The organism is Pseudomonas mandelii, assembly GCF_006438925.1.
GTDB lineage: Bacteria > Pseudomonadota > Gammaproteobacteria > Pseudomonadales > Pseudomonadaceae > Aquipseudomonas > Aquipseudomonas mandelii_C.
Genome location: NZ_RCZA01000024.1, coordinates 1 through 18,204, shown reverse-complemented (window position 1 = coordinate 18,204; position 18,204 = coordinate 1). Strand labels below are relative to the sequence as shown.

At 59.7% G+C, this 18,204-nt stretch carries 17 protein-coding genes and 2 rRNA genes; 9 read left to right on the top strand and 10 right to left on the bottom strand.

The window, feature by feature from the left end:
• Window positions 1-133: 133 nt before the first annotated feature.
• Window positions 134-1,084: a GlxA family transcriptional regulator gene (locus EAH74_RS31580; protein ID WP_140684187.1), complete on the bottom strand. Its 951-nt coding sequence runs from the start codon at window positions 1,082-1,084 to the stop codon at window positions 134-136.
• Window positions 1,085-1,431: 347 nt separating this feature from the next.
• On the opposite strand from EAH74_RS31580, the gene EAH74_RS31570 reads away from it, so the two are divergent.
• The gene (locus EAH74_RS31570) at window positions 1,432-2,154 is read left to right on the top strand and encodes a pirin family protein (RefSeq protein ID WP_140684185.1); all 723 of its coding nucleotides are present in this window, start codon (window positions 1,432-1,434) and stop codon (window positions 2,152-2,154) included.
• A gap of 99 nt (window positions 2,155-2,253) precedes the next feature.
• Here EAH74_RS31570 and EAH74_RS31565 read toward each other — a convergent pair whose 3' ends face one another.
• On the bottom strand, window positions 2,254-3,129 hold the full coding sequence (locus EAH74_RS31565; protein ID WP_140684182.1) for a LysR family transcriptional regulator: 876 nt from the start codon (window positions 3,127-3,129) through the stop codon (window positions 2,254-2,256).
• A gap of 124 nt (window positions 3,130-3,253) precedes the next feature.
• On the opposite strand from EAH74_RS31565, the gene EAH74_RS31560 reads away from it, so the two are divergent.
• Together EAH74_RS31560 and EAH74_RS31555 are read left to right on the top strand one after the other, a co-directional pair.
• Window positions 3,254-4,453, top strand: coding sequence for a YbfB/YjiJ family MFS transporter (locus EAH74_RS31560; protein ID WP_140684180.1), 1,200 nt, complete (start codon window positions 3,254-3,256; stop codon window positions 4,451-4,453).
• A 58-nt stretch (window positions 4,454-4,511) separates the two neighbouring features.
• Window positions 4,512-5,510 carry an NAD(P)H-quinone oxidoreductase gene (locus tag EAH74_RS31555; protein ID WP_140684178.1) on the top strand — a complete coding sequence of 333 codons (999 nt, stop codon included), beginning with the start codon at window positions 4,512-4,514 and terminating at the stop codon, window positions 5,508-5,510.
• On the opposite strand, the gene deoC is transcribed toward EAH74_RS31555, so the two are convergent.
• Window positions 5,511-6,194, bottom strand: a complete 684-nt coding sequence (gene deoC / locus EAH74_RS31550) for a deoxyribose-phosphate aldolase (protein WP_140684176.1) — start codon at window positions 6,192-6,194, stop codon at window positions 5,511-5,513.
• 121 nt (window positions 6,195-6,315) lie between these two features.
• Here deoC and deoR point away from each other — a divergent pair, with 121 nt between their 5' ends.
• Window positions 6,316-7,086 (top strand): DNA-binding transcriptional repressor DeoR, encoded by a 771-nt coding sequence (gene deoR / locus EAH74_RS31545; protein WP_193560165.1) that lies wholly within the window; start codon window positions 6,316-6,318, stop codon window positions 7,084-7,086.
• Here the strand turns inward: deoR and EAH74_RS31540 are convergent.
• From EAH74_RS31540 to rbsK, 3 genes are read right to left on the bottom strand one after another with little or no spacing between them, the layout of a single operon-like run.
• Window positions 7,079-8,137 (bottom strand): aldose 1-epimerase family protein, encoded by a 1,059-nt coding sequence (locus EAH74_RS31540; protein WP_140684171.1) that lies wholly within the window; start codon window positions 8,135-8,137, stop codon window positions 7,079-7,081. The genes deoR and EAH74_RS31540 overlap by 8 nt on opposite strands.
• Complete coding sequence (gene fucP / locus EAH74_RS31535; protein ID WP_140684169.1) at window positions 8,134-9,465, bottom strand: L-fucose:H+ symporter permease; 1,332 nt, start codon at window positions 9,463-9,465, stop codon at window positions 8,134-8,136. Before fucP ends, EAH74_RS31540 begins: the two co-directional genes overlap by 4 nt.
• 54 nt (window positions 9,466-9,519) lie before the next feature.
• Window positions 9,520-10,446, bottom strand: a complete 927-nt coding sequence (rbsK, locus tag EAH74_RS31530; RefSeq protein ID WP_140684167.1) for a ribokinase — start codon at window positions 10,444-10,446, stop codon at window positions 9,520-9,522.
• 554 nt (window positions 10,447-11,000) lie between these two features.
• Between rbsK and EAH74_RS31525 the strand changes: the two genes are divergently transcribed.
• Window positions 11,001-11,957: an alpha/beta hydrolase gene (locus EAH74_RS31525; RefSeq protein WP_140684165.1), complete on the top strand. Its 957-nt coding sequence runs from the start codon at window positions 11,001-11,003 to the stop codon at window positions 11,955-11,957.
• A gap of 3 nt (window positions 11,958-11,960) precedes the next feature.
• Here the strand turns inward: EAH74_RS31525 and EAH74_RS31520 are convergent, their stop codons facing one another.
• Window positions 11,961-13,775: an ABC transporter ATP-binding protein gene (locus EAH74_RS31520; protein WP_140684163.1), complete on the bottom strand. Its 1,815-nt coding sequence runs from the start codon at window positions 13,773-13,775 to the stop codon at window positions 11,961-11,963.
• The gene (locus tag EAH74_RS31515) at window positions 13,772-14,791 is read right to left on the bottom strand and encodes an AraC family transcriptional regulator (protein ID WP_140684161.1); all 1,020 of its coding nucleotides are present in this window, start codon (window positions 14,789-14,791) and stop codon (window positions 13,772-13,774) included. The genes EAH74_RS31520 and EAH74_RS31515 overlap by 4 nt, the downstream gene beginning before the upstream one ends.
• Before the next feature lie 165 nt (window positions 14,792-14,956).
• Between EAH74_RS31515 and EAH74_RS31510 the strand changes: the two genes are divergently transcribed.
• The 4 genes from EAH74_RS31510 (at window position 14,957) to EAH74_RS31495 (ending at window position 17,564) form a co-directional block, all read left to right on the top strand.
• Window positions 14,957-15,808, top strand: a complete 852-nt coding sequence (locus tag EAH74_RS31510) for a 3-hydroxybutyryl-CoA dehydrogenase (protein ID WP_076030546.1) — start codon at window positions 14,957-14,959, stop codon at window positions 15,806-15,808.
• Window positions 15,795-16,397, top strand: coding sequence for a TetR/AcrR family transcriptional regulator (locus EAH74_RS31505; RefSeq protein WP_140684159.1), 603 nt, complete (start codon window positions 15,795-15,797; stop codon window positions 16,395-16,397). The genes EAH74_RS31510 and EAH74_RS31505 overlap by 14 nt, the downstream gene beginning before the upstream one ends.
• A gap of 197 nt (window positions 16,398-16,594) precedes the next feature.
• Window positions 16,595-17,008, top strand: coding sequence for a VOC family protein (locus tag EAH74_RS31500; RefSeq protein ID WP_140684157.1), 414 nt, complete (start codon window positions 16,595-16,597; stop codon window positions 17,006-17,008).
• 127 nt (window positions 17,009-17,135) lie between these two features.
• Complete coding sequence (locus EAH74_RS31495; protein WP_140684155.1) at window positions 17,136-17,564, top strand: hypothetical protein; 429 nt, start codon at window positions 17,136-17,138, stop codon at window positions 17,562-17,564.
• A gap of 73 nt (window positions 17,565-17,637) precedes the next feature.
• On the opposite strand, the gene rrf is transcribed toward EAH74_RS31495, so the two are convergent.
• Together rrf and EAH74_RS31485 are read right to left on the bottom strand one after the other, a co-directional pair.
• A 5S ribosomal RNA gene (rrf, locus tag EAH74_RS31490) occupies window positions 17,638-17,753 on the bottom strand.
• 156 nt (window positions 17,754-17,909) lie between these two features.
• Window positions 17,910-18,204 (bottom strand): 23S ribosomal RNA (locus tag EAH74_RS31485); the annotation flags it as partial.

Genomic DNA, 18,204 nt, shown 5'->3' with positions numbered 1-18,204 from the left:
TTGCACCCACCTTCCAGGCTCCCGCACCTCCATTGCAAAGCGTTCAGGATATCTTGGCAGGCATCAGTGACAGAACAACTGCCACGGTGGGAGCGTCACAGCCATCACGGTGCGCATAACGGACAAGAAGGCTCTAGCTGAACTGTTCGCGGTATTGGGTCGGCGTCAAACCAAGCTTTTCACTGAACAGAAAACGCATGTGCCGTACGCTGCCGAAGCCACTTTTGAACGCCACTGTCTTGAGTGGCAAGTCGCTGGTTTCCAGCAGATTCCTGGCGCTGTCGATACGCGCACTTTGCAGAAATTCCATGGGCGTCATGTTCACTTCCCGAGCAAACGTCCGGGCAAAGTGCCGCGCACTCATGTTCGCGAGGCTGGCCATGCGTTCGATGCTGAAAGCTTCATCGAGGTGTTCGAGCACATAGTTCTGCACGCGAGTGATCGGCGTTTCCTGCGGTGCGACAGTGGCCATCAACGGGCTGAATTGCGCCTGCCCACCCTGCCGCTTCGTTACCACCAGCAATACCTTGGCGACGTCCTGGGCGACTTTCTTGCCATGGTCTTCGGCGACCACCGACAGTGCCAGGTCGATGCCGGCAGTGACGCCGCCGGAGGTAATGAGGTTGCGGTCCTGCACGTAAATCTGATCGGTCTCGACGGTCGCCTTCGGGAAGCCTTTGATCAGTCGTTCGGTGTAATGCCAGTGGGTGGTCACGCGATAACCGTCCAGCAAACCGGCATGCCCCAGCACGAACGCGCCGGTGCAGATCGAGCCGTATCGCTCGGTGCGACCAACCGCGGCTTTGAGCCAACACAACAACGGTGGATGTTTTTCGTTGTAGGCACCCGGACCGCCCGGCACCAGCAACAGGTCAAACGCCTGATCCGCCTGATCGATGTGCAAATCGGCCTGGACGCTGACGCCGTTGGAGGCACGCAGTGCGCCATGTTCGGTGCCGATGGTCGACAGTTCGTAACGATCATCCGGTGCCAGATATCGATTGGCGATGGAAAACACTTCCATCGGGCCTGCCATGTCCAGCAGGAGAAAGTCCGGGAACAACACCATAGCCACGGTTTTCATGGGTTCAAAATCACTGAAGTCAAAAGAAAATCCATCTGCCAAACACCAACCCTCAGTGGGAGCGAGCCTGCTCGCGAAAGCGGTGTATCGGTCACCAACAGTGTTGGATGTGACGCCGCCTTCGCGAGCAGGCTCGCTCCCACAGGTCTCGTGCCCGGCATCAGAGGAATGCTGTGCATTATGGCCAAATGTGGCATCGGCGTCGGAGAAGAATACGTGATCGCCTGCCGATTATTGTCAACCTCAACGGGACAGTATTTCAATTTCCACCTACTTATTGCACCAGCCAGTAACCATTAACCTTCTCCTCACTCGGACGAATCAACGTCCCCACAGGAGATTTCATCATGCTGACCCTTCGCAAAGCTTCGGATCGCGGCGCGGCCAATCACGGTTGGTTGAAGTCGTTCCATACCTTTTCCTTCGCCAACTATCGCAACCCGAAAGAGCAGGGTTTTTCCGACCTGCTGGTGATCAACGATGACCGGGTTGCCGCCGGTAAAGGCTTCGGCCAGCACCCGCACCGCGACATGGAGATTTTCTCTTATGTGCTCGAAGGTGCTCTGGAACACAAAGACACCCTGGGCACCGGCTCGGTGATCCGCCCTGGCGACGTGCAGTTGATGAGCGCCGGCAGCGGCGTGGCGCATAGCGAATTCAACCACTCGACCACCCGGCCGGTGCACTTCCTGCAAATCTGGATCGTGCCGCAAGTTAGCGGCGCCACACCGCGTTATCAGCAAGAGCACTTCAGCACGCAAAAGAAACGCGGCCGTCTGCAACTGATCATCTCCCCCAATGGGGCGAAGGGTTCGCTGAAGGTGCGTCAGGATGCACGGGTGTATGCCGCGTTGATCGACGGCAAGGAAAGCGCAACGCTGGAGTTGGCCGCCAATCGCTATGCCTATGTGCATGTGGCCCGCGGCAGTGTTGAACTCAACGGCGTGCCGTTGCAGGAAGGCGATGGCGTGCGGGTTCGCGATGAACAGGTGCTGACGTTAAGCAATGGCGTGGATGCCGAAGTATTGGTGTTCGATTTGCGCCCGCAAGAACTGCCTGAAATGCCATAAAGATCAAGAGATCGCAGCCTCGTTTCACTCGACAGCTCCTACAGGTGTACGCAAATCCCTGTAGGAGCTGTCGAGTGAAACGAGGCTGCGATCTTTCCTTTACTCCCCAGAGCCAGAAAACACCGCGACAATTTCATCAATTACTACACGGACTCTGGCGGTGTGCCGCAGGTCCGCGTGGGTCACCAGCCACACGTCATACGGCACCGGTCGCGTGCGCTCCGGCCACAACCTGACCAGCCCGTCCCTCTCCCCCATGTACACCGGAACTTCCCCGATCCCGATCCCCGCGGCAATGGATCGACGCACCAGCAGACTGGAACTCAGGCTCGAGACAATGCGCCCGCGAGTCAGCGGTTCCGACACCAGGGTCATGTCCTTTTGGCTTTGCAGATACGGCTGATACACCACCAGATCATGCCCTTCAAACGCCGAGCCCGGCGTCGGCACGCCGTTCGCGTCCACGTACGCCTGGGACGCAAAAAGCCCCACCGGCCAGCGAGCGACTCGTCGCGCGATCAGGTCCGGGTTATCCGGCCGGGTATTGCGCACGGCGATGTCGGCTTCACGTTTGGCCAGGCTGAGAAACTGCGTCGAGGCGTCCAGTTGCACGCGCACGTCGGGGTGCTGCTGATGCAGGCGCGCAATGGCCGGGATCAGGAAGTCGATGGCCATGGAATCGGTGGTGCTGACCCGAACGAGCCCGGTCAACCGGTCGTCCAGCCCCTGGATCTGCCGCTCAAGCTCCAGTGCCGAGCGCTCCATTTTTTCCACGGCCGCCAGCGCCGCCTCGCCGACCGCGGTCAGTGCGTAGCCTTCGGAGGTGCGCAGGAACAACGTGGCACTCAATGACTTTTCCAGCGCAGTAATACGCCGGCCCACCGTGGCCTGATCAACCCCGAGCACCCGCGCTGCACCGCGCAGTGTCGACTCTCGGCAAACCGCGAGAAATACCCGTGCGTCATCCCAATTCATGCGGTCCTCCTACTGATGCATATTCGCATCACAGTAACGCAAAATAGCTGCGTTATTGCATCAAACAATCACGGTAGGCTGAAGGCCAGCGAACACCTCTCAGGATCCTGCTCATGCACAGCTCATCGCCCCCTCGCGTAGCGCCCTCTGGCTGCCGATCTTCGCCGGCCTCAGCGCCAGCCTGGTCAGCATTGGCCTGGCGCGATTTGCGTACACGCCGTTGATTCCATCGTTGATCCAGGCGCACTGGTTTTCCGCCAGCGACGTGGTTTATCTCGGTGCCGCCAACCTCGTCGGCTATTTGATTGGCGCCCTGATTGGCCGCCCTGTCGCGCAACGCACCTCCAACAAAACCGCGCTGCGGCTGATGATGTTTGCCGTGACCTTGTCGTTCTTTGCCTGTGGCTTTCCCTTGTCAGTGAGCTGGTTTTTCGGCTGGCGTCTGCTGTCGGGCATTGCCGGTGGCGCGATCATGGTGCTGGTGGCCGCGACTGTGTTGCCCCACGTGCCGGTGTCGCGCAGAGGGTTGGCCAGCGGCGCGATTTTTCTGGGTATTGGCCTGGGCATTGCCGGTTCGGGGACGATTGTTCCGCCGTTGTTGAGCCTTGGCTTGCAACAGACCTGGTTCGGCCTTGGCTTGCTGTCCCTGGTGCTCACCGCTGCCAGTTGGTTTGGATGGCCGTCAGACGCTCACCACGTGGCCGTCACGCCAGCAGTCGAAGAACCTGTGACAACCACGGATCCTCGGGTTTACCTGCTGTTCGCTCAATACGCCTTCATGGCCGCCGGGCTGGTACCCGCCATGGTGTTCCTGGTGGATTACGTGGCCCGAGGGCTCGGTGCCGGGCCGCACGTCGGTGCGCTGATTTGGGTGATGTATGGCCTTGGCGCGATTATCGGGCCGGTCAGTTATGGCTTTCTGGCCGATCAGTTCGGCGCGAAGGTCAGTATTCGTACGGTACTGGTGGTGCAGGCGATTGCCGTTGGTCTGTTGTCGGTCTCGAGCTCTTTTACGGTGCTGGCCTTGCTGGCAGTGATTCTCGGCTCGTTCCCGCCGGGCATCGTCCCGTTGGCGCTGGCACGGGTTCACGAACTGATCCCGCAGCATCACCAGCAGCAAGTGGCCTGGAGTCGCGCGACGGTTTCGTTCGCGACGTTTCAAGCCATCGCAGGCTTTGCCTATTCCGCGCTGTTCAACGCCAGCGGCGGTCATCACGCCTTGTTGTTTGTCATTGCGGCTGGTGCGATTGTGGTTGCACTGCTGCTGGAACAGGGCATGCGTTTGCTCAACCGTCGTGATGATTTGTTGCCTGCCTTGAACTGAATCACCGCCGCCTGGATGCGGTCCCACTTTTATGACTTCTCTACCCCAGGACTTCGACATGACATTGCCTCAAACCATGACCCTGATTGAAATTACCGAGCCCGGCGGCCCCGAGGTTTTAAAGCCACGCCAGGAACCGGTGCCCACCCCGGCTGCAGGCGAAGTACTGATTCGCGTGCACGCCGCCGGGGTCAACCGCCCCGACGTGATTCAACGCGCCGGCAAGTACCCGATGAAACCCGGCATGAGCCCGATCCCGGGGCTGGAAGTGGCTGGTGAAGTGGTGGCCATCGGCGCAGGCGTCAGCGAATTTATCGTTGGCGATAAGGTTTGTGCGCTGACCAACGGCGGCGGCTATGCGCAGTATTGCGTAGCACCGGCCGGCCAGACGCTGCCAATTCCTGCCGGGATGGATTGGGTGCACGCGGCGGTGGTCCCGGAAACCTTCTTCACGGTGTGGGCCAATCTGTTCGACATGGGCGGCGCCAGCAAAGGCCAGCGCGCACTGATTCACGGCGGCACCAGTGGCATCGGCACCACCGCGCTGATGTTGTGTCGCGAGTTCGGCGTCAAGGCATTCGCCACGGCGGGCAGTGAGGACAAGTGTGCGGTGATCCGTCAGTTGGGGGCCGAGGCGATCAACTACCGCGACCAGGATTTCGCCGAAGTCATCGCGCAAAAAACCGCCGGCAAAGGCGTGAACGTGATCCTCGACATCATGGGCGGTTCGTACCTGAATCCGAACATCGCGGCGCTGGGCATGGAGGGTCGACTGGTGATGCTGGGCTTTCTCGGCGGCGCTCACGCCAAAGATGTCGACCTGCTGGCGATCATGGCCAAGCGCGCAATCATCACCGGTTCCCTATTGCGCTCACGTACTCGCGAAGAAAAGGCCTCGATCGCTGAACAGTTGCGCGAGTATGTCTGGCCGGTGCTCGCCGCCGGGCGTTGCCTGCCGATGATCGATAAGGTCTATCCATTGACCGACGCGTCGCTGGCTCATGCCCGGATGGAAGCGGGTGATCACATCGGCAAGATTGTCTTGCGGGTGGACTGATCAGTACCCCTCACCCGCCGCCAGCGCGCCGCTGATGATCGCGATGCCCGAACTGGTGCCCAGTCGCGTGGCGCCGGCTTCGATCATCGCCAGCGCGGTCGGGTAATCGCGTACGCCACCGGAAGCCTTGACCCCGATGACCGCGCCGACGGTGCGGCGCATCAGGGCGACATCTTCCACGGTGGCGCCGCTGCGGCTGAAGCCGGTCGATGTCTTGACGAAAGCGACATTCAGCTCACGGCAAATCTCGCAGGCCTGAACTTTTTCGGCGTCGCTGAGCAGGCAGTTTTCCAGAATGACCTTCAGCGGCACACTGCCGCAGGCCTGTTTGACCTGGGCGATGTCGTCCCGCACCTGATCGAACAAACCGTCTTTCAACCCGCCGATGTTCAACACCATGTCGACCTCCCCGGCACCGGCGGCAATCGCTCGCTCGGCTTCGAAGGCTTTGGTGTCGCTCAGACCGGCACCCAGCGGGAAGCCGACCACTGCGCAGATATTGACGCGTTGCCCGGCGAGGCATTGGGCCGCATGAGGGACCTGCCCCGAGTTCACGCACACCGAATAGAAGCCGTGTTCTACGGCTTCGCGGCACAACGTGGCGATTTGCTCGCGGGTAGCATCGGGCGCCAGCAAGGTATGATCGATGTACTGCGCCAACGCTTGGGGTTCGAGGTGTGCCATCGCAAAAACTCCTGTTTGTATATTCAAATGCCCCTGCGCCACAATCGAGGGTGATTCGCGCAAAAACGTTACAAATCTAACAAATAATGTTACTTAAATAACACAAACAATCAACCCCGGAATGCCTGTGGACAGTAAAAAAGCCGAGCGTCTCAAGCTGATTCAACAAGCCCTGCAGGACCAGAGCGCCATTCATCTGCGCGAGATGGCGGCGTTGCTGGACGTGTCCGAGATGACCCTGCGCCGCGACCTGAGCAAGTACACCGACCACCTGCGGCTGCTCGGTGGCTACATCACCAGAATTCACGACGGCAGCGAGCCCGGCGATTACCGCGTGGCCGAACAAGACACCCGCCACGTCGAAGAAAAACGCCGTATCGGCAAACTCGCCGCCGGGTTTATTCAACCGGGCGACACGGTGTTCTTCGACTGCGGCACCACCACGCCTTTTGTGGTCGACTTCATCCCCGACGAACTCGAATTCACTGCGGTGTGCAACTCCCTGAACGTGCTGCTCAAACTCTCGCAAAAGCCCAACTGCCACATTGTTGTGTGCGGCGGCACATTCCACCGCAAGAACCAGGTGTTCGAGAATCAGACCGAAACCGGCATCCTCGACAGTGTGCGCCTGACCTGGGCCTTCGTTTCCGCTGCCGGCATCAGCCAGGACTTCGGGGTGACCTGCTTCAACTTCAATGAAGTGGAGGTCAAGCAGAAAGTCTTGCGTCAGGCGCAACAACGGCTGCTGCTGGCCGACCACAGCAAGTTCGACACGGTGCGCACCGCGCACTTCGCCAACCTTGAGGACTTTCAGTTCGTGGTCAGCGACAAGAAAATCCCCAAGGCCTACCGCGACGCCATTACCGCCAGCGGCGCGCAGTTGATCATCTGATCAGAGCCTGTTGTTCCGCTGCACTGAGGTAACCAGTGGTGACGCTGAAATCAGCCGTCGCCCCCGCCGCCAGCGAACGCACATGGCCCTTGGCAGACTCGGCGCGATAGCCTTCCGGCTCGCACGTGGCCGGCAGCACGAACGCCGCCACGTGTTGATCGGCATTGTGCAAAATCCAGCGCGCGGCATGCTCGAATTGATCGGGACGATAGCGGGTGTAGAACGCCGCACCGCCAGGGTGGCTCAGTAGAAAGTGCGCGTAGCCGCTGTCGTCCGCCCGCACACCGTCGAAGAAAAACACGATCTCGGGATCGTAGAGCGCGGGTTGATCCAGGCACTGGAGCTGTTCCGGTGCTGACGCCAACGCTTCCATGTAACGACTCCAGGCCGGTGTCGGTTTCACATGGGCCGGCACGCTTGTGCGCAGGCGCACACGTTCAAAACCCAAGGGCTCGATGAAACGAGCCCCTTCGACATAGGCGTAATTCATGTGCGCCATGTACATCAGGTCCATCGGTTTGCCCGCGAGATTGGTCACCTGCATGGCGATGTCGAACAACCCTGAGTCAGCCCGTAAAGTCACGCTCGGGCTGGCCCGATAACGGTCACCAAAACCCTGCACGTATTCGTACTCGCCACCCAATCGCAGGTATTGACCGACACTGTCTTCACCGACCTCCAGCCAGGCGCGATCCATCGCCGCGCAAGGCATCTCGCCGTGTAGCGGATGATCATCCTCGGGGCTCGGGCAACCGTTGCGCAGCAGGCCGCTGTGAAACATGAAACAGCCGTAAGTGCCGATCACCGTCGGGCTGGGTTTGGGCTGGCTGAACAGGTTGCGCATGGTCAGGTCGCAATCGTCGAACACGGCGGACCATATCATCTGCCCCTGATACGGCAGCACCACGAGACTGCCGCGATGGTTGGCCAATTCCACGGCCAGCACGCCACTGGGATAGACCCAGGCGCTGACGGTGAAAGCCTCGGATTCCAGCAAGGTTTTGCGCGCCTCGCCGAACTGCGACGGATGAAGATTGATCCGCGTATTCATGACGCGACCACCGCACCCACCGGTGCCCGCTCGCTGTCGGAATGACGCAGGCAGCGTACCGCGTACATCACGATCACGATGAAGCACAGCAGCGGCACGCTATAGGCCAGTTGCATGTTGCCGCCGCTGTAATCGGACAGCAGGCCCTGGAAGATCGGAATCACCCCGCCACCGACGATGCTCATCACCAGCAGCGAACCGCCGACACCGGTGTCTTCACCCAAGCCGTCAATCGTCAGGCCGTAGATGGTCGGCCAGCACGGACCGAGGAACACGCTCACGCCAACGGCTGCGTATACCGCGGTGATGTTCGGCACCAGAATGGTGTAGGCCAGCAACGCGATGCACAGCACGCCGTACACCGCCAGCACCTTGGCCGGGTGCAGTTTGCGCATCAGCACGTTGGCGATCAGCTTGCCGACAAAGTACGCGGCAAATGTGGTCAGCAAAAACCACGAGGCACTGCGCTCGTTCATGCCGCCCAACTGCATCGCCAGGCGGATGGTGAAACTCCAGACACCGACCTGGGCCCCCACATACAGAAACTGCGCCAACACACCAAAGGTAAACCGCTTGTTACGCCACAGCCGCGACAGGCTCTGGCCGAGGCTGGCGGTTTTCTTGCTGCTCGGTTGATTGCCTTTGCACGCGGGAAACCGGGTGATGGCGATCAGGATGAACATCAACACCAGCACCGCGATCATCCATTTGTACGGCAGCAACGTGGACTGGATCATTTGCAGTTGCTGGACCGCCGCGTCAGAGGCGCTCATTTGCGTGAGCTGCTCGCGCGTGGCGTCAGTGTCCTTGAACATCACGAAACTGCCGACATACACCCCGGCCATCGCACCGAACGGGTGGAACGTCTGGGAAATATTCAGGCGACGGGTGCCGGTTTCACGCGGGCCCATCAACGTCGAATAAGTGTTGCACGCGGTTTCGAGAAACGACAGGCCGGCCGCGATTACGAACAGCGCCAACAGGAACATGCCGTACTTGGCGGTCGATGCCGCCGGGAAGAACAACAGGCAACCGAACATGTACAGCATCAGGCCGATCAGGATGGTGGTCTTGTAGCTGAAACGCCGGACCACCAGTGCGGCCGGAATCGCCACGAAGAAATAGCCCAGATAAAACGCCGATTGCACGAACGCGGTCTGGAAATCGCTAAGCAGGAAAGCCTTCTTGAAATGCGCGATGAGCACGTCGTTCATGCTCGCGGCCGCCGCCCATAACGCAAAGATGCTGCACAGCAAAATGAAGGCGAACCAAGGCGTGCGGTTCAGGTAGAAACCATCGGGCGTCTGTTGGAGCGGAGGCTTTGTCATTGTTGTTCTCCGTGGTGATCTTGGGGATGGTGGAGCGGTTGAATCACCTCAACGTCAGGCGTCGAGGCTGCGCTGGAATTCAGCGAATGCGTGGGCGTCCGGGTAGGACGTCTGAGTACCCAGGCCGGTGACCGAGCAGGCGGAATACGCCACGGCCAGGGTCATGGCGGCGCGGATGTCTCGGTCGCGACTCCAGTGATGAATGAAGCAGCCGATGAAGGCGTCCCCTGCGCCGGTGGTGTCGCGCGCGGCAACAGCCAGGCCGGGAATCTGAAACTCGCCCTCCTCGCCGACATACAGCGCGCCTTGCTGGCCCAGGGTCACGATGACGTGACGAATGCCGCTGGCAACCAATGTCTGGGCAGCCTTGTGGGCCGACTCCGGCGAGTCCACGGTCCGGCCCGTAATCAACGCCAGCTCGGACTCGTTGGGCACCAGGAAATCCAGTTGCGCCAGGTGTTCACGGCTCAGGCCTGACAAGGCCGGCGCAGGGTTGAGCAGCACCGGAATGTTGTGTTCGCGGCCGAACTCGATGGCGTGGTAAACGGTGTCGACGTTGATCTCGAGCTGCAGAACGATCAGCGAGCACTCGCGCAACGCCTGCGCGGCCACGTCAATATCTGCCGGGGCGAGATGCGCGTTGGCGCCTTTGACGATGAGGATGCTGTTGTGGGAATCGGCCTGAACGAAGATCGGCGCCACCCCGCTGGACACGCCGGGCACGCGCTGCACGTAACGGGTGTCGATGCCAAAGCGCTGGAAGTTGGCCAGGGTGTTGTCAGCAAACAGGTCATCGCCAACCTTGGTCAGCATCAACACATCCGCCCCAAGCTTGGCGGCGGCAACCGCCTGATTGGCGCCCTTGCCGCCACACCCGAGGGCAAACCCCGGCGCTTCGAGCGTCTCGCCCCGGGCCGGCATGCGGTCGATGTAGGTGATCAGGTCCACCATGTTGCTGCCGATGACTGCGATCTTGCTCATTGCTATCCCACCTTGATACGGCTTGCCAGGCTGACGCTGGCGTTGTTGTTTTGTTATTTAAATAACATTTTATGTGATTATTCAATCTTTTTGTTGAATAGGTTCTGAAGCAAAGACGAGTGGCTTTGCGCACGGCTTCGAAGATGTATGGGCAGGAATGACCTCATCGCGAGCAAGCTCGCTCCCACATAGGAATGCGCTCCCCTGTGGGAGCGAGCTTGCTCGCGATGAGGACCGAAGCCTAAACGTCGAAATCGGAACGAAGTGATATCATTGCGACACCACGCGTCGTGGCCATCACGGAGGATCCATGAACAAACTATCTCTGCTTGCCCTGCTCGTTATTCTTTGCGCTAGTCCATTCATGGCCCAGGCATGCCCAAAAGGCACGCACCCTGTCGGCGGCAGCGGCTCGCACCATAAAGGTGGCAGTTGCCAGTAAGTCATCGCCCGGCACCGCGCCGGGCTCTTCATACGACTGTCGAATTTATCCCCACCTTTCCCCACGCTTCTGTTAAAACCCGAGCTTTCCTTTTCATCCTCCGGACCCCTGCATGTTTTCGAATTTGATGAGCCGCTTGGGCCGACGCTGGCTGCCTCTGCTGTGCATGGCCGTGCTAATCGTCGGCTTGCCGGTGAGCTGCGGCGTGCTCAAGTACACAGAGCGCGAGCTGCTGTTTCGTATCGAGCCGGGCAACGCAGGTTGGTATCGCGGCCTGCCGCAGGATGTTCAGGAATTCGACATCAAACCCGCCAGCTTCAAGGCTGGGCAAAGCCTGCATGCCTGGTGGTGGCCGGCCGCGCGTCGCGATGCGCCGTCGATCCTCTACCTGCATGGCGTGCGCTGGAACCTGACGGGCCAGGCGTTCCGCATCGAGCAATTACGCGCCATGGGCTATTCGGTGCTGGCCATCGACTACCGCGGGTTTGGCCAGAGCAAGGGTGATCTGCCATCGGAAGCCAGTGTTTACGAGGACGCGCGAGTCGCCTGGGAGCGCTTCACCAAGATGCAACCGGACGCCAACAAGCGCCTGATCTACGGTCACTCCCTGGGTGGCGCGGTGGCTATCGACCTGGCGGCAGACCTGGCCGCACAGGCGAAAAAGGACCATGGCGTGGTGCCGGTGCGTGGTTTGGTGATTGAGTCCACCTTCACCTCGCTGGGCGATGCCGTGGCGCAAGTGGCCGACAGCAACCTGCCAGTGAAATGGTTGCCGGTGCGCTGGCTGCTGTCGCAGAAATTCGATTCCATCGACAAGATCGTCGACATCAACATGCCGTTGCTGGTGGTCCATGGCCTGGCCGACCCATTCATGCCCTCGCGGTTCAGCCAACAGTTGTTCAATGCCGCCAACGAACCCAAGCACCTGTTATTGGTGCCCGGTGGTACGCACAACAACAGCATGAGCCAGGGCGGTACCCAGTATCGCCAGGCACTCGACGGCTTGATGAAAACAAAACCAACACAAATGGCCGGGCCAGCGGTGACGCGGGTTTCTCGGGAGTCTTGAGATCTATCGGTAACCGCGGGCCTGCAAATCAAACAACTGCGCATAGCGCCCGCCCGCTGCGACGAGACTGTCGTGATCGCCCCGCTCAAGGATCGCTCCCTGATCCAGCACGATGATGTGGTCCGCATTGCGCACGCTGGAAAACCGGTGAGAGATCAGCAACGTCATCCGTCCTTCGGTGTGCTCACTGAAATGCTCGAATACCGCCGCTTCCGCCGCCGGGTCGAGTGCAGAGGTCGGCTCATCCAGAATCAGGATATCGGCGTTACGCCGCATGTAGGCGCGCGACAACGCGATCTTCTGCCATTGCCCGCCAGACAGCTCCTGGCCCCCGGCGAACCACCGCCCCAATTGCGTGGCATACCCTCGATCCAGCCCCTCGATGAAGGGCGCGGCCATGCCCTCGGCGGCGGCGGCCTGCCAGCGCTGTTCATCGTTGAACGCCAGGGTATCACCCACGCCGATGTTCTCGCCGACGGAGAATTGATAGCGGATGTAGTCCTGAAAAATCACCCCGATGCGCCGCCGCAGCGCGTCTTCTTCCCACGCTTGCAGATCGCTGCCGTCCAGCAGGATGCGGCCCTGATCAGGACGGTATAGCCGCGTCAGTAATTTGATCAGTGTGGTCTTGCCCGAACCGTTCTCCCCCACCAACGCCACACTGTGCCCAGGTACAAGGTGAAGATCGATGCCCTCCAACGCGGCGCGACTGGCCCCCGGATAACAGAAACCGACGTTTTCGAAACGCAGGCCATCGCCGGGTACCGCACCCACGGTGAGATTGCCGATATCCGCTACAACAGGCTCGGCCAGGTATTCATAGAGACTGGAGAGGTAAAGACCATCCTCGTAGAGACCGCTGATAGCACTCAAGCTGCTGCTCACCGCCGTCTGCCCCTGTTTGAACAACACCAGGTACATGGTCATCTGACCGAGGCTGATGTTGCCGTGGACGGTATCGACCACCACCCAGGCATACGCCAGATAAAACGCGCCCGTGCCCAGAAGACCGAGGATAAACCCCCAACCATCCCGACGTAGTGTCAGGCGCCGGTCTTCGGCATAGAGGCGCGCGAACGTCTCGCGATAACGCTTCAATAGCAGCGGCGCGAAGCCGAACAGTTTGACCTCTTTGATGTAGCCCTCGTGGGAGAGCAGCGTCTCGATGTAATTCTGTTGTCGACTCTCCGGCGCGCGACGGGTGAACAACCGAAAAGCGTCCCCAGAGAAATGCGCTTCAGCAAAGAACACCGGCAATGCGCCGACCACCAGCAGCACGAGCGCCCAGGGCGAAAAATGCACCAACAACACGCCGAAGCTGAGTAACACGATCAGGTTCTGGATCAGCCCCAACGACTTCATCACCAGCGCCAACGGCCGAGTCGATGCTTCGCGCCGCACCCGAACCAGTTTGTCGTAGAATTCGGAATTCTCGAACTGCACCAGCGATAACGTCTGGGCCTTCTCCAGAATCATCGTGTTGACCTTCTGCCCCAACTGCACCCGCAACAGCGATTGCTGGACCGACAGCGCCCGCTGAGTCCCGGACAGCAATGCGAGCACGCCTGCTTCAAACAGCACATAACGCACGACCGGCCACAACGGGGCACTGCCCTGTTGCGCGTGCAACTGCATGGCGGTGACGACCGCATCGACGATACGTTGGCCTAACCAGGCGGCCAGCGCCGGGAGTACACCGGCAATCAGCGTCGCCAGCACCAATCCCAGAAACAGTCCGCGAGACGTTGCCCAGACCAGCAGCAAGGCGCGTCTCGCCTGGTCGAGCAGCGAGGTGAAACGATCAAGAACAGGGTTCACTCCGCGAGCTCCCCCTGATACCTCGCCCGATACCGTCCCGGACTTTCCCCTGTCCACTTCTTGAACGCCCGGTGAAACGCGCTCGGCTCCTGAAAGCCAAGCTGCTCGGCAATATCGCTGATGCTCGCCTTGCTCTGGCGCAGTTGCTCAAACGCAACGCCACGCCGCACCTCGTCCTTGATCTCCTGATACGAACACCCTTCGCGCTCCAGTTTTCGGCGAAAGGTGCTCGGGCTCAGGTGCTGTTCCAGGGCGAAGGCCTGCAAGGTCGGCCATTGGCTGTAATGGCTGTTACGCAGGCGCTGATGGACCTGCGACGCCAGGCCGTGCTGATTACGAAAACGGATTACCAGCCATTGCGGCGCGGTGCGCAAAAACACTTTCAGTGAGGTCAGATCCTGAACCACCGGCAGACGCAGGTAGTGGCTGGCGAACTCGATTTCGGTGCGCTCTGCGCCAAAGGTCAGGTTGGGTCCCCAGAGTAAACGGTCATCGCTGAGCGACACACGCTCATGGCGAAAATCTGCGCGGTCGATGGGGATGCGCCGTCCACCCAACCAGCAGAGCAGACTGATCATCAACACCAGAAACGTCTCCTCGCCCAAACGACTGACGTCGCTGTTTGGCGAGTGGTTTTGCAAGCTGATCACCGCACGCTTTCCGCGCACCGTCAGCGTGCCGCGAAAGTCCTGGAGGAACAGCGCGAAATTGGCCAGGCACTGGCGCATGGCTTTGTGCAGGTCAGGTTCCTGAATCAATGCCCGGCAGATCAGGGCGAAACTGCCCGGCGGCATCCCATGGGAGTCGAGCCCGAAGAACTCATCGTTGAGTTCGCGGATCTGAATCAACCACAACGCGGCAAACGCACTCGCCGGCACGCGCGCAGTGGGCTGCGTCGTCAACGCCGGGTCGATGCCAGCCTGTTCAAGCGCAGCCCTCAGACGTTGCGGATTGTTCCCCAGCCCATGGATCATTGCCTGCACGAAGTAGGCGGAAACCGAGTCCTTTTCCCGCATGTGAACGCTTCTCTCCCCATCACCCGAATGGCAAAAAACACCAGTGCCGTTGAACAGTTTCGGCATAGGACAACCGCCCTGCCGGCTCTAGACTCGCGGCCAATAGTACGCCTTCGGCCACTATGGCGGCCAAGGTATCGCGGGATTTGATCGGAAGGACAGAACATGAATCTGCAAAACATTGGCGTGATCGGCGCAGGCACCATGGGCAATGGCATTGCGCAAGTCTGCGCCTTGGCCGGTTTTAACGTGACCTTGCTCGACATCTCCGAGAGCGCCTTGCAAAAGGCCGTCGCAACCGTCGGTAAAAACCTCGATCGGCAGGTTGCCAAGGAAACGCTGACGCAAGAGCAAAAGCTCGCCGCCCTCGACAAGATCCGCACCAGCACCGACTACAGCAACCTGCAGAACGTGCAACTGGTGATCGAAGCCGCGACCGAAAACCTCGAGCTGAAACTGCGCGTGCTGCAACAGATCGCCGCGCAGGTCAGCGACGATTGCGTGATTGCCTCCAACACGTCTTCGCTGTCCATCACCCAACTCGCTGCCAGCGTGAGCCAGCCTGAGCGCTTCATCGGTCTGCACTTCTTCAACCCCGTGCCGGTGATGGGTCTGATCGAGGTGATTCGCGGTTTGCAAACCAGCGACGCCACCCACGCCCTGGCGCTGGACATGGCGACAACGCTCGGCAAAACCGCGATCACCGCGGGCAACCGTCCGGGTTTCGTGGTCAACCGGATTCTGGTGCCGATGATCAACGAAGCGATCCTGGTGTTTCAGGAAGGCCTGGCCAGCGCCGAAGACATCGACGCCGGCATGCGCCTGGGCTGCAATCAGCCGATCGGGCCACTGGCGTTGGCGGACCTGATCGGCCTGGACACCGTGCTGGCCATTCTCGAAGCCTTCTACGATGGCTTCAACGATAGCAAGTACCGTCCTGCTCCACTGCTCAAGGAAATGGTCGCCGCCGGTTACCTGGGGCGCAAAACGGGGCGTGGCTTCCATGCCTATGCCTGAGCGTTGCTCGCGCTTTGCCGAGTACCGGGACAAGGTGCTGGAGCTGTTCGCCTGCAAAGGTTTCGGACAGGTCGGCATGCGTGAGCTCGCGACCTGCCTGGGACTCGCCCCGGGCTCGTTGTATCACCACTACCCCAGCAAGCAGCACTTGCTGCTCGACTTGATCGAGGAGTTTTACGAAGAGCTGCTGGCCACCTTGGGGCGAGTCGAGCAACAGGCGCCGGCAAAACGTGACAAACTCCATGCCCTTATCCGAGCGCATTTGAATCTGCATCAGGAGATGCCCTGGCATTTTCGTCTGGCAGAGCGTGACAGCGGCTGCCTGAATGAAGAGCAACAGGAACGGGTTCGGCAGCTGCGCGAGCAATACGAGCGCAAATTGTTGCTGATGCTCGGGGCCCGGTCCCGCTTCAGTGAACACGGTCTGCAGGCCGCTGGACATGCCATCGCAAACTTACTCAACAGCGCGCCCGGCTGGTTGGCGCAACATTCGCTGGATGAGCGAGAGCGCGTTGAGCTGTTGGAAAGTCTGGTGAGTGGAGCCATCGAACGTTTGCTGCGCCCCTCGGTTCCACGCGCAGCAGCTTGAGGGTCCAGGACGATACCCCCGTGACCGTGGATCGACACAGGCACCGGAAGCCATAAGCCACGCTGCTTCAATAGAAAAAACATCTAAACGATTCCTGCCAATCACGACATCTAACGCTTTGCTAATGGGAGCCCAATCACTGCGGAGCCGGAGGTGAATTCAGCCTCCCTCCGCTTCTTCGTTACCGGGAGCAAAGCATGAAAATCAATCCCTACCTGATCTTCAACGGCGACTGCAAAGCCGCCTTCACCTTCTATGCCCAAAGCCTGCCAGGCCAGATCGAAGTCATGATGACCTTCGGCGAAAGCCCCGCGCGCGAGCACTTTCCGGCGGACTACCACAACCTGATCATCCACACCCGCCTGCTCGTGGGCGATCAGGCGATCATGGGCTCGGACACAACACCTGATCGCCCCACTGACGAAATGAGCGGCTGTTCGGTTTCACTGAATGTCGACAGCATTGCGGAGGCTGAACGGGTGTTTTCTGCGTTGTCGGACGGCGGCAAGGTTGAAATGCCACTGGAAACCACGTTCTGGGCGGCTCGCTTCGGCATGTTGGTTGACCAGTTTGGTGTGTCGTGGATGGTGAACTGCGAAAAGGATCAGTGAAACTCACTTTCTCAAGGCATGAAAAAAGCCCAACCTGAAAAGGTTGGGCTTCTGGCAACTGCCGAACTGTCTGCTACCGTCAACACGCTACCTCGTATAGCAGCAGATTGTTCGGAGGAACCCCACTATGCCTGCCCATGACGCGCCTTGGTCCACTCGTTTCAAACTGTCACTGCTGGCTGGAGGGCTCACCGCTACTCTGCTCGCGCTGAGTGGGTGCTCCACTGTCGACGCCCAGACCACTGCCTATGTGGGCGTGGAGCATCCCGCGCCGACGCTCGCCAGCGAGGTCGTGGTGCTGCGCACCGAGCCTCTTCGCCCTCACGTCCGATTGGGTGAGGTGCTCATCGATGCCAGTGTCGAGCCTGCTCCTCCCATCACACAGGTAGAACAAAAACTACGCGAAGAGTCCGCCAAGCTCGGCGGCGATGCCGTTGTAGTGGTCTACGACCATATCCAACCGGTGGGCGCCTATGTCAACGGTCCACTGTGGGCCCGCGACGTAAAAACCATCGAGGGTCGGAAACTCAAAGGGATTGTGATCAAGTACCGGTAATATCCGCGCGTATTTTCCTGCGGACAAAACAAAACCCCTACCTGCATACGCAGATAGGGGTTTCGGAATTTAATCTTGACGATGACCTACTCTCACATGGGGAAACCCCACACTACCATCGGCGATGCATCGTTTCACTGCTGAGTTCGGGATGGGATCAGGTGGTTCCAATGCTCTATGGTCGTCAAGAAATTCGGTAGCCAGGTCGTGGGCCTTTTCAGGTTCACGCTCCAGCGAATGGGTATGCGATAGATTTGTGTGTTTCGTTTCGAATTTTCGACTTRTRTCGTCTTCACACACCGCAATCTGGTGCCTTTTCAGGTCAGCAAATTGCTTGGGTGTTATATGGTCAAGCCTCACGGGCAATTAGTATTGGTTAGCTCAACGCCTCACAGCGCTTACACACCCAACCTATCAACGTCGTAGTCTTCGACGGCCCTTCAGGGGACTCAAGGTCCCAGTGAGATCTCATCTTGAGGCTAGTTTCCCGCTTAGATGCTTTCAGCGGTTATCTATTCCGAACATAGCTACCCGGCAATGCCACTGGCGTGACAACCGGAACACCAGAGGTTCGTCCACTCCGGTCCTCTCGTACTAGGAGCAGCCCCTCTCAAATCTCAAACGTCCACGGCAGATAGGG

Excerpts from the sequence above, each read along its gene's own strand:
- deoC (WP_140684176.1), bottom strand. The coding sequence starts at position 6,194 with ATGGCACACCTCGAACCCCAAGCGTTGGCGCAGTACATCGATCATACC.
- EAH74_RS31525 (WP_140684165.1), top strand. The coding sequence starts at position 11,001 with ATGTTTTCGAATTTGATGAGCCGCTTGGGCCGACGCTGGCTGCCTCTG.
- rbsK (WP_140684167.1), bottom strand. The coding sequence starts at position 10,446 with ATGAGCAAGATCGCAGTCATCGGCAGCAACATGGTGGACCTGATCACC.
- EAH74_RS31580 (WP_140684187.1), bottom strand. The coding sequence starts at position 1,084 with ATGAAAACCGTGGCTATGGTGTTGTTCCCGGACTTTCTCCTGCTGGAC.
- EAH74_RS31565 (WP_140684182.1), bottom strand. The coding sequence starts at position 3,129 with ATGAATTGGGATGACGCACGGGTATTTCTCGCGGTTTGCCGAGAGTCG.
- EAH74_RS31555 (WP_140684178.1), top strand. The coding sequence starts at position 4,512 with ATGACATTGCCTCAAACCATGACCCTGATTGAAATTACCGAGCCCGGC.
- fucP (WP_140684169.1), bottom strand. The coding sequence starts at position 9,465 with ATGACAAAGCCTCCGCTCCAACAGACGCCCGATGGTTTCTACCTGAAC.
- EAH74_RS31500 (WP_140684157.1), top strand. The coding sequence starts at position 16,595 with ATGAAAATCAATCCCTACCTGATCTTCAACGGCGACTGCAAAGCCGCC.
- deoR (WP_193560165.1), top strand. The coding sequence starts at position 6,316 with ATGCCTGTGGACAGTAAAAAAGCCGAGCGTCTCAAGCTGATTCAACAA.
- EAH74_RS31570 (WP_140684185.1), top strand. The coding sequence starts at position 1,432 with ATGCTGACCCTTCGCAAAGCTTCGGATCGCGGCGCGGCCAATCACGGT.
- EAH74_RS31510 (WP_076030546.1), top strand. The coding sequence starts at position 14,957 with ATGAATCTGCAAAACATTGGCGTGATCGGCGCAGGCACCATGGGCAAT.
- EAH74_RS31505 (WP_140684159.1), top strand. The coding sequence starts at position 15,795 with ATGCCTATGCCTGAGCGTTGCTCGCGCTTTGCCGAGTACCGGGACAAG.
- EAH74_RS31495 (WP_140684155.1), top strand. The coding sequence starts at position 17,136 with ATGCCTGCCCATGACGCGCCTTGGTCCACTCGTTTCAAACTGTCACTG.
- EAH74_RS31540 (WP_140684171.1), bottom strand. The coding sequence starts at position 8,137 with ATGAATACGCGGATCAATCTTCATCCGTCGCAGTTCGGCGAGGCGCGC.
- EAH74_RS31515 (WP_140684161.1), bottom strand. The coding sequence starts at position 14,791 with ATGCGGGAAAAGGACTCGGTTTCCGCCTACTTCGTGCAGGCAATGATC.